This window comes from Micromonospora sp. NPDC004704 (genome assembly GCF_053601675.1).
The window spans coordinates 1-9,228 of record NZ_JBSGCD010000073.1 but is presented as its reverse complement, the minus strand read 5'-3'; the positions used below and the strand labels follow the sequence as shown (position 1 = coordinate 9,228).

General features: G+C 71.4%; 6 protein-coding genes. 1 reads left to right on the top strand and 5 read right to left on the bottom strand.

Going from position 1 to position 9,228, the window contains the following annotated elements:
- Positions 1–119 precede the first annotated feature (119 nt).
- The 4 genes from ACWEFB_RS38100 to ACWEFB_RS38085 all read right to left on the bottom strand — a co-directional run bounded on the left by ACWEFB_RS38100 (position 120) and on the right by ACWEFB_RS38085 (position 6,948).
- Positions 120–1,457, bottom strand: coding sequence for an acetyl-CoA carboxylase biotin carboxylase subunit (locus ACWEFB_RS38100; RefSeq protein ID WP_452293087.1), 1,338 nt, complete (start codon positions 1,455–1,457; stop codon positions 120–122).
- 97 nt (positions 1,458–1,554) lie between these two features.
- A complete protein-coding gene (locus tag ACWEFB_RS38095; RefSeq protein ID WP_442792091.1) occupies positions 1,555–2,178 on the bottom strand; it encodes a TetR family transcriptional regulator in 624 nt (207 codons plus the stop codon).
- Between the two features lie 24 nt (positions 2,179–2,202).
- Positions 2,203–5,148: a hypothetical protein gene (locus tag ACWEFB_RS38090; RefSeq protein ID WP_452293086.1), complete on the bottom strand. Its 2,946-nt coding sequence runs from the start codon at positions 5,146–5,148 to the stop codon at positions 2,203–2,205.
- 6 nt (positions 5,149–5,154) lie between these two features.
- The gene (locus tag ACWEFB_RS38085; protein WP_452293085.1) at positions 5,155–6,948 is read right to left on the bottom strand and encodes an HSP90 family protein; all 1,794 of its coding nucleotides are present in this window, start codon (positions 6,946–6,948) and stop codon (positions 5,155–5,157) included.
- A gap of 120 nt (positions 6,949–7,068) precedes the next feature.
- On the opposite strand from ACWEFB_RS38085, the gene ACWEFB_RS38080 reads away from it, so the two are divergent.
- Positions 7,069–8,310, top strand: coding sequence for an MFS transporter (locus tag ACWEFB_RS38080; protein WP_452293084.1), 1,242 nt, complete (start codon positions 7,069–7,071; stop codon positions 8,308–8,310).
- Here ACWEFB_RS38080 and ACWEFB_RS38075 read toward each other — a convergent pair.
- Positions 8,280–8,969, bottom strand: a complete 690-nt coding sequence (locus ACWEFB_RS38075; protein WP_452293083.1) for a hypothetical protein — start codon at positions 8,967–8,969, stop codon at positions 8,280–8,282. The two genes, ACWEFB_RS38080 and ACWEFB_RS38075, sit on opposite strands and share 31 nt — an antisense overlap.
- Positions 8,970–9,228 lie beyond the last annotated feature (259 nt).

Here is a 9,228-nt window from a genome sequence, read left to right as displayed (position 1 = left end):
ACCACCCGTGTGCTTCCACTGGGTGGGGCCCACCGTGCCCACGGCGGGGATCAAGCGTGACGGCCCAGAGTGGGCACGGTGGGCCCCACCCCCACCTCACAGTCGGCCCCCACCCACCCTCACCGCATCCGAGAAACAATCCCCGTGTCGTAATCCCCCGACACAAACTCGGAGTTCTCCAACAACTCAGCGAAGAACGGCAGGTTGCACTTGGGCCCCACAACCTCGAACCCGGCAACCGCAGCCTTCGTCCGCTCGATGGCCTGAGCCCGATCAGCCCCGTACACGATCAGCTTCGCCATCAGCGAGTCGTAGTGCGGCGTCACCGTCGTACCCGTCTCGTAGCCCGAGTCGACCCGGACACCCTCGCCCGTCGGCTCCACCCAGGACTTGACCACACCCGGCCCCGGCAGAAACCGCTTCGGGTCCTCGGCGTTGATCCGCAGCTCGATCGCGTGTCCGCGCGGCACCAGGGCGTCCGGGTCGAAGTTCGGCGCCAGTCCGGACGCCACCCGCAACTGCTCCTCGACCAGGTCAACCCCGTAGACCAGCTCGGTCACCGGGTGCTCGACCTGGAGCCGGGTGTTCATCTCCAGGAAGAAGAACTCACCGGTCGTCGGGTCCAGCAGGCATTCGACCGTACCGGCGTTGCGGTATCCGACGGCCTCACCGGCGCGTACCGCCGCAGCCAGGAAACGCTCCCGCAGTTCGGGCGAGACGGCCGGCGACGGCGACTCCTCGACCAGCTTCTGATTGCGCCGCTGGACCGAGCACTCCCGCTCGCCCAGGGCCACCACCCGGCCGTCGGCCAGGCCGAGGATCTGCACCTCGACGTGGCGTACCCGGGGGAAGTAACGCTCGATCAGCACCGAGCCGTCGCCGAACATCCGCTGCGCGAACGCGCCGACCTTGTCGTACTCGGTGTGCAGTGACTCGGCGTCGTTCGCGACGGCCATGCCCATCCCGCCGCCACCGGCCGCGGCCTTGACCATCACCGGGAAGCCGATCGACTCCGCCGCCGCGAGCGCGGCGTCGACGTCGGCGGCCGGGTCGGTGGTGCCCGGCGCCACCGGGACCCCGGCGGCGGCCATCAGGTTCCGCGCATTGATCTTGTCGCCCATCGCGGTGATCGCGTCCGGACCCGGTCCGACCCAGATCAGGCCGTTGGCCTCGACGGTACGGGCGAAGTCGGCGTTCTCCGACAGGAAGCCGTAACCGGGGTGGATGGCCACCGCACCGGTCGACTTGGCGGCGGCGAGGATCGCCTCGGAGTTGCGGTAGCTCTGCGCCGGGTTCGCCGGTCCCACACATACCGCCTCGTCGGCCTCGCGGACGAACGGCAGGTCTGCGTCCGCCTCCGAGTAGACCGCGATCGTCCGTACGCCGAGCCGCCGAGCAGTACGGATGATCCTGCGGGCGATCTCGCCACGGTTCGCGACCAGCAGCGACTCGATCATGTCTTCTCCTCGGGGTCTCCGGGTGTCCTGACATTGCTAGGACACCATGGGTACCCCTCCGCTCACGAATCCGGGGTCGCCCCCGACCGGGCGGGGGTCAGGAGATCGGGCCGAGCAGGGCGGCGAGGGTGGCCGCCCGCAGCAGCGCGGCCCGGCGACGACGGTCGACCTCACCGCCGAGGAACGGGGTGGAGTTCATCAGGCCGAAGGCGGCGTGCGCCAGTACCCGGGCCTCGCCGGCCGCGAGTCCGGGGTGCAGGACGGTGAGGACCGACACCCATTCCTCGACGTAGAGGCGCTGGAGCCGGCGGATCTGTCGGCGCGGTTCGTCCGGCAACCGGTCCAGCTCGTGCAGGTGCAGCGCGATGACCGCCGGGTTGGCGAGCGCGAACTCGACATGGAAGTCGATCAACGACTCGAGGATCGCCTGCGGCTGACCGGGGTGTTCCGTCACCCGCTGTCGGCCGCCGTCGAGCAGACCCTGACTGACCGGGATCAGGGCGGCGGCGAGCATCGCCTCCTTGCCCGCGAAGTGGTGGTAGAGGGCCGGCCCGGTGACGCCCGCGGCTGCCCCGATGTCATCCATGGACACGCCGTGGTAGCCACGGGCGGCGAACAACCCGACCGCGATCTCCAAGATTTCGTCACGGCGCGACCGGCGCCGTGGAGTCACCGGGGTACCGCCCGGCGTCGCCCCTGTCACCTGCTGTTCCAGCGTCACCAGGCCAGCCTAGTCCCGGTCCGCTCAGCCATCGGTGTCCAGATCGTGCTCCCGGCGCAACGCCTCCGCCTCTTCACCACGCCCCGACTGCCCGAGCGCCTCGGAGAGCAACCACGCCGCCCGGCGTACGGCGGGTGAACCGGTGGGCAGGGAGCCGAGCACCGTACGCAGGATCGGCTCGGCCTCGACCGCACGGTCCAGCCGCAGCAGCACCTCCCCGGTCAGCAACTCGACCTGCAAAGCCTCGCCGAATGCCTCGATCGCCCGCAATCGTCCCGGTACGCCCTCCACCCGGCGCAACGCCTCGTCCGGGCGATCCGCGCCGATCAGCGCCCGTGCGGCGCTGTCGGAGAGCATGCACGACTCCCAGATCACCGCCGGCTCGTCGGCAGCCTCCGCCGGCAGCGCCGCCAGGACCGCTTCGCCACGCTCGACCGCCGCCAGCGCGGCGTCCGGCTCACCGGCCCAGTGCCAGGCGTCGGCCTCCCGCCGTCGGGCCCTCGACCCGTCCATCGACAGCCCGGCCAGCCCGTACGCGGTCGCCGCCGAGGCGAACCGCTGCGCCGCCAACGCGTCCCGGTCCTGGGCGTAGAGCAGGTCGCCCGCCTCCTCCAGCACCTGCGCCCGGCCGCCGAGATTGTCCGGCCCGTCCAGGTTCTCGGCGAGCTGGTCCAGCAGGGACAGGGCAAGCTGGTCCTCGTCCAGTTCCCGGTACACCCCGGCGAGCAGGTGCCGGCACCGGTCCGCGTCGCCCTGGTGGCCGAGCCGGTCCAGTTCGAGCACCGCCTCCTCGCCCACCTCGGCCGCGTCGAGCGCCCGCCCGGCCCGCCGGTACGCGTTCGCCAACTCGAACCGGAGGAAGGCGGCCCCGTCGACGATGCCCTGTTCGGCGCAGATCGCGACCGCCTCGACAAGATCCTCGACCGCGTCCGCCGGACGGTCCAGCGCCAGCGACGCCCGGCCCCGACCGATCCGTACGTGCAGGGCCGCCTCCCCGGTCGCGATCGGCAACGCCTCGTCCAGGGCGTCGCGTACCTCGGTCGGGTCGTCCAGGTTCTGGGAGTGGCAGATGCAGGCCGCGGCGAGCCGTTCCGGCACGGCCAGCGCCCGGTAACTCTCACGGGACTGCGCCGCCGCGTCCCGGGCCTCCTCGCGCCGGCCCACCGCCTGGAGGCAGATCGCCCGACGCAGCCCGATCCGGGCAACCAGGTACGGATCGTCGACCTCCGCCGCCGCCTCGGCCGCGAGTTCCACCGCGGCGAGCGCCTCGGGCCAGCGTTGCAGTCCGGCCAGGGCCAACGCGGCCCGGTCCTGGGCACCCGCGACATCGGCCCGGTCCCCGTGCTCGGTCAGGTAGGTCACCCCCGCCTCGACCAGCGGCAGACCCTCGGCGTCGTCCCCCTGGTGGCAGAGCAGTACGCCGAGCCGGCCGGCGACCATCCACTCCCGACGGTGGTCGGCCAGCCCTCGGTACAGCTCGATCGCCCGGCGGAGCAGCTCGATCGCGGCGGGCCGGTCGTCGGCCATCATCAGTTCAGCCGCCCGGAGTTCGATCCACCGTGCGTCGTCCGCCGGCGTGAGCACCCGGCCCGCGTCCGCCTCGCCGGCGTTGGCAGCGGTGTCCGCGTCGTCGCCGAAACGTTCGTCCAGTACCCGCAGCAGCACCTTCAGGTGCTCGTAGCGCTCGGTCTTCCAGTGCTGGTCGGCGAGTTCGAGCAGCTCGGACAGCGTCGCCCCGGCCGGGATGTCGGCCGGTGACGGCACCGGCTGCACCGGCGCACCCGCCGGCACCTCACCCTCGACCGGCGCGACCGACGCCGTTACGACGGACGCCGGGGCGGTACGCCGACGGGCGGTCGGCGACAGCGGCAGGTGTTCCCCGATCGGCTCGGCCGCCAACCGCCGCTCGACCCAGCCGGACTGATGCGACGTGCCGTTGCGGTTGTCGAACCGGGCCGCGATGTCGGTGGCGATCCGCGCCAGGTCCTCGGCTAGCGCACCGACCGGCAGCTCGGCGGCGGGTCGTTCGCCGTACGCCTGCCGGTGCACGGTCAGCTTCCCGTGCCCGGTCTCGTCCAGCCGCCGGAGCAGCAGCGCCGCCGCGGCGGCGAACGACATCGCGTCCCCCGGTGACGGGGCCCGGTCCAGCCAGTCGAGGTGCCGCTCCACGATCTCCAGCCCACGGGACTCGTTCCCGGTCACCGCACAGAACTCGACGTGATTGGCGATGCTGCCGAGATCGGCCAGGTTCCCCCGCAACCTCCGGTACGCCCGCCGGTGCGCGTCCCGCGCCCGCTCCCGCCGCCCCGACCGCAGGTACGGCACCATCAGGCTGGTCAGGATCCCCTGTGGCTGCTCGTTGCAGGTGAGCTGCCCGGCCAGCACCGGTTCGGCCAGCGCCACCGCCGCTTCGATCTGCCCGGTGCCGGCGAGGTGCCGGACCTGCCCGGACGGGTCACACCCGGCACAGTCGGAGAGTTCGTCGCGCGGGGCGGTGACCCACCTTCGGTACCACTCCTCGGTCTCCTCGTCGGCGCCCCGGTGCCGGGCCACCAGGTGCCGGTACTTGTAGACCGCCTGGAGGCTGTGTCCGCCCTCGCGGTAGCGGCGCTCCATGTCGTCGAGGACCGCGTACGTGCGTTCCAGTGGCACCTCGGGGAAGTTGAGCAGCGCGTTGACCATGTGCTTGAAGTGCCAGAGCAGCGTGTGTACGTGCCGCTGGTGGTACGGCTGCGGGTTGCGGTCGTAGTCCGCCAGGCACCAGGAGAAGGTGACGAACGACTTCGCCGGCTCGCCGCCGTACGTGTAGGCGCTGGTGCCGAGCATCCGCGCGGCGAACGCCAACTCCTGGTCACCCTTGGCGTCGACCTGCCGGATCAACTGCTCCACCGCGGCGATCTGCCCGGCGCCGAACGGCATGTCGGCCGCCTGCTCGTACACCGACCACAGTTCGTCGTTACCGCTGGCCACCGCGGATCACTCCTGTCCCGGAACGGCCCGGCCGAGCAGGCCGAGGAAAGAGTTGTTGAGCAGGGCCGCGTCGGCCGGGCGGATCGGGTGGTAACCGAGCAGCAGGGCCTGCCCGTACAGCGCCTCGACGGCGAGGCCGACCAGGTCCGGGTCACCGAGGGTGGTGATCCGGCGGACCAGCGGATTGCGGTGGTTGAGCACGAGCTGTGGCCGCTCCGGCGGGCCGGACGAGGCGATGGCGTCGAGCACACCGGCCCAGAGTTCGTCGGCGCGCTGCCGGGTCGACTCAAGCTGGTCGTGGAACGCCGCCGATCGGCTGACCAGGTACAACGCCGGCAACGAAACCGGGTCGTACGCGCGCAGCGCCACCTCGCACCCGAGCCGGTCCATGGCCCGCTGGGCGGTGAGCAGGAACGGCCGCAGCGCCAGTTCCACCGACGGGTCGAGGGTGTCGAACCGGGTGGTCAGGTCGGTCGGCTCCAGCCGTTCGATCAGCACCGACCGGTCCAGCCCCGGCAACCGCTCGATGATCTCGGTGTCGTACGTGTAACCGCCGTTGACCACGGCCAGGTCCTGCGCCGCCGCGACGGCGGCGAGCTGCCGGAACTCGTCGGTCGTGGCGGCGTAGCGAATGACACCGTGCCGGGACCGGAACTCGGCCAGCGTCATCCGGCCGGCGTTCGTCTCCATCGGCCACCACTGCTCGACCAGCCGGAGCATCTCGTCGTCGTGCAACGCGAGCGCCTTCACCCCGAGGTGGTGCACCTGGAGAAACTCGCCGAGCCGGCGCGGGTCACCGCTGGCGAGTTGCACCAACCACCCGCGCAACTGGTCGCCGAGCGCCTCCCGGGTGCTGTCGAGTAGCCCGTCCTCGTAGAGCGCCTCCCGGCTCGCGGTCGGCCGCAGCTCACCGGCGTCGACCACGCATCGGGCGAAGAAGGCCCACTCCGGCAGCAGCCCCTCGGCGCCCTCGGTGAGCAGCATCCGCTTCAGGTAGACCCGGTGTCCGACCCGCGCGGCCGGGTTCGCCGGTTGGGGCAGTACGAACGCCGCCCCGGTCAGGCCCGCCTCCGGTACCGACAGCGGGATGACGTCGAACGGGGTGAAGCCGAGCGTTTCGCGGGCGTACCGGATCAGATTTTCGCGGCGGGCGGCCGGTGACGTACCGGCGGCCGGTGACCACGGCGGCGGCCCGGTGGTTGTCTCCACCTCGCCGACCCGGACGGTGACCGGCAGCAGCGACCCGAAGAGTCGGGCCAGTTCGGTGACCGTCGGCTGGGTGAACCACTGCTCGGCACCGGGACGCGGGACCAGGGTGACGGTGGTGCCCGGCTCGGCCCGACCGGCGTCCGGTGCGGCCAGTTCGACCCGGTAACGCCCGTCGGTGTGACCGGTCCAGAGCACGGTCGGCTGGTCGGCGTGCCTGGTCACGACCCGGATCTCGTCGGCGACGAGGAAGCAGGAGAGCAGGCCGATCCCGAACTGGCCGAGGAACTCGTGCCGGGCGAAACCGAGCTCGTCCCGCTTGGAGCTGCGGCCGATGGTGGCGAGCAGTTCGTGGACCTGCGTCTCGGTGAGCCCGATCCCGGTGTCGTGGATCCGCAGGGTGCCGTCGCCGGTCAACTCGGGCGGCTCGATCCAGACCACGCCGGGCGCGCCCGGATCCTCGGCCCGACGGGCGGTGATCGCGTCCGCGGCGTTCTGCAACAACTCCCGCAGGTAGACCCTGGGGCTTGCGTACAGATGGTGACTGAGCAGGTCGACGATGCCGCGAAGGTCAACCTGGAAGGTGCGGTCCACGCTTTGTTACTCCCCGGTTCAGGTGCCGGCGCCCACCGTACCGGTGACCGGTGACACCTCGCTCGCCCTAATCCGGGGCAAGGTTGACCCTCGACCTGGTCGAGGCCGCAGGGTCGCGTGATGATCAGACTCACGGCAGGGCAGGAATCCGGCGTACGACCTTCGCTGGGTGCCGCGTACGGCCGGCTCTGGGTGGCGGCGGTGACGTCGAGGTTCGGCGACGCGGTGCGTACCCCGGCACTTGCCCTGCTCGCGGTCTCGCTGACCCGCGATCCGCGCCTGGTCGCGGCGGTGGTCGCCGCCGGCCAGGTGCCACCGCTGTTGTTCGGCCTGCTCGCCGGGGTCTTTGCCGACCGGTGGGACCGGCGGCGCACCATGGCGACGGTCGACGGGCTGCGCTGCGCGCTGGTGGCCGTGCTGGCGGTCCTGGTCTTCTTCGGGCAGGTCGGCATCGGTGTGCTGGCCGCCGCCGCGTTCCTGCTGGCCGCCCTCGGTGCGCTCTTCGACGCGGCGGCGTTCGCGGTGCTGCCCGCCCTGGTGCCCGCCGACCGGTTACCGGCCGCGAACGGCAGGCTCGCCGCCGGTACGGCCGTAGCCGGCGGATTCGTCGGCGCCCCGGTCGCCGGCCTGCTCTTCGCCCTCGGCGCCGCGCTCCCGTTCGCGGTCGACGCCGCCTCGTTCGCCCTCGCCGCGCTGCTCGCACTGACCCTGCCCGCCTCGTCATCCTCTGTCCCTTTGCCACGGTCGGTGTGGCGGGAGGCCGGGGACGGGCTGCGGTGGATCCTGCGTGACCCGACCCTGCTCCGGATCACCGTGCTCACCGCCGCCACCAACCTGGCGATCAGCGGGCTGATCGCGGTGATGGTGCTCTACGCGCTGGAGGTGCTGCGGGTGCCCGAGGCAGGCTATGGACTGTTCATGGCTTCGGCGGTGATCGGCGGGTTGGTTGGTGGACTCGGTGCCGGCCGGTTGGCGGGTCGGCTCGGCACCTTCACCGGGCTGCGGTGGGTGCTGGTGTTGCAGACCCTCGCCCTGGTGGTGCTCGCCTTCTCCCGGCATCCGGTGCCGGGTGCGATCGCGTTGGCGGTCTTCTCCGCGGGGTCGGCGACCTGGAACGCGCTCTGGTCCGCGTACGGTCAGCGTCACGTACCGGCAGAGCTGCTCGGGCGGGTCGGGAGCGCCCAGCGCTTCGCCGGACTGCTCGCCGCCCCGATCGGCGCGATCGTCGCCGGCTTCACCGCGAACGCGTACGGCCTGCTCCCGGTCGCGTACGCGGCAGCCGCCGTCTTCGCCGTCGCCACCCTGACCGCCCAGCGTCTGCTCGGTGCACGTCAGTCCTCGGCGTCCTCTCTGGACCGATAGGGGTGGTCCCAGCGCTCCCGGCCGCTGAGGGCAAGCAGTCCGATCCGAAGCACCTGTCTCTCGGGTACACCGCAGCGCCGGAGACGGTCGGGAGCGTGGCGGACCAGCCAGGCGGAGAGTTCAGCCACCTTTTCCGCCTCGTCGTAGTAGGTGTGCCAGGGAAGCTCATCACTGAGCAGGTCCCACTCCCAGTGCGTCGCCGTCTCGGCCAGCCGCCGATCGGCCAGGGGGTACGTCGACGTCGCCCAGATGTCGAGCCAGGGGGTGAGGGTGCCGGACGCCTCGGTACAGAAGGCGAGAACCTCGTACGCCGGCACCACCGGCTCCTGGTCGGTGAGTGCATGCGCCCACCAGGCGTGCAGGAGTTCCCAAATCGCCGCTGCCTGTTCGGTTGGCCACTCCTGCCACTTGCCGTGCCTGAATACGAGCCCTGGTTGCCCCATGTCGAACATGGGCTCGACGACGCCGCTGACGAGGCCGCTGGCGAACTGGGGCAGGATCCGGCGCAGCACGTCTGCGGGGTAGCTCCAGGACGACCCCCACCAGGTACGCCGCAGCAGGTCCGGTTCCAGTTCGATGTCCGGCACCTTGAGTTGAGCCAACTCCTCCGCACTGCCCCAGTGACAGTCACACATGTAATCGTCCGGGTGCGCGGTCATCCCCCTGAAAGTGGTGGCCACACCACCCAACGCGGCGTCGAGGCGAGCACGCGCAGCTAAAGGGTCAGGATTGATCACAGGTATCGCCCTCGTGGACTCCGGGGCTCACGCCAGCCGAAGATCGCCAGCCTACCGGCGGCACTCCTTCGACCACTCCCCTGATCGCGAAGAGTTTGGCTCGCCATAGCCGGCCGAACTCTTCGGTATCACGGAAGCTCCCAATGCGCGGGCGCCGGCCCGGACCGGGGTGGTCCGGGCC

Coding starts and splice junctions, on each gene's coding strand:
- ACWEFB_RS38100 (WP_452293087.1), bottom strand. CDS start 1,457: ATGATCGAGTCGCTGCTGGTCGCGAACCGTGGCGAGATCGCCCGCAGG.
- ACWEFB_RS38080 (WP_452293084.1), top strand. CDS start 7,069: ATGATCAGACTCACGGCAGGGCAGGAATCCGGCGTACGACCTTCGCTG.
- ACWEFB_RS38075 (WP_452293083.1), bottom strand. CDS start 8,969: ATGACCGCGCACCCGGACGATTACATGTGTGACTGTCACTGGGGCAGT.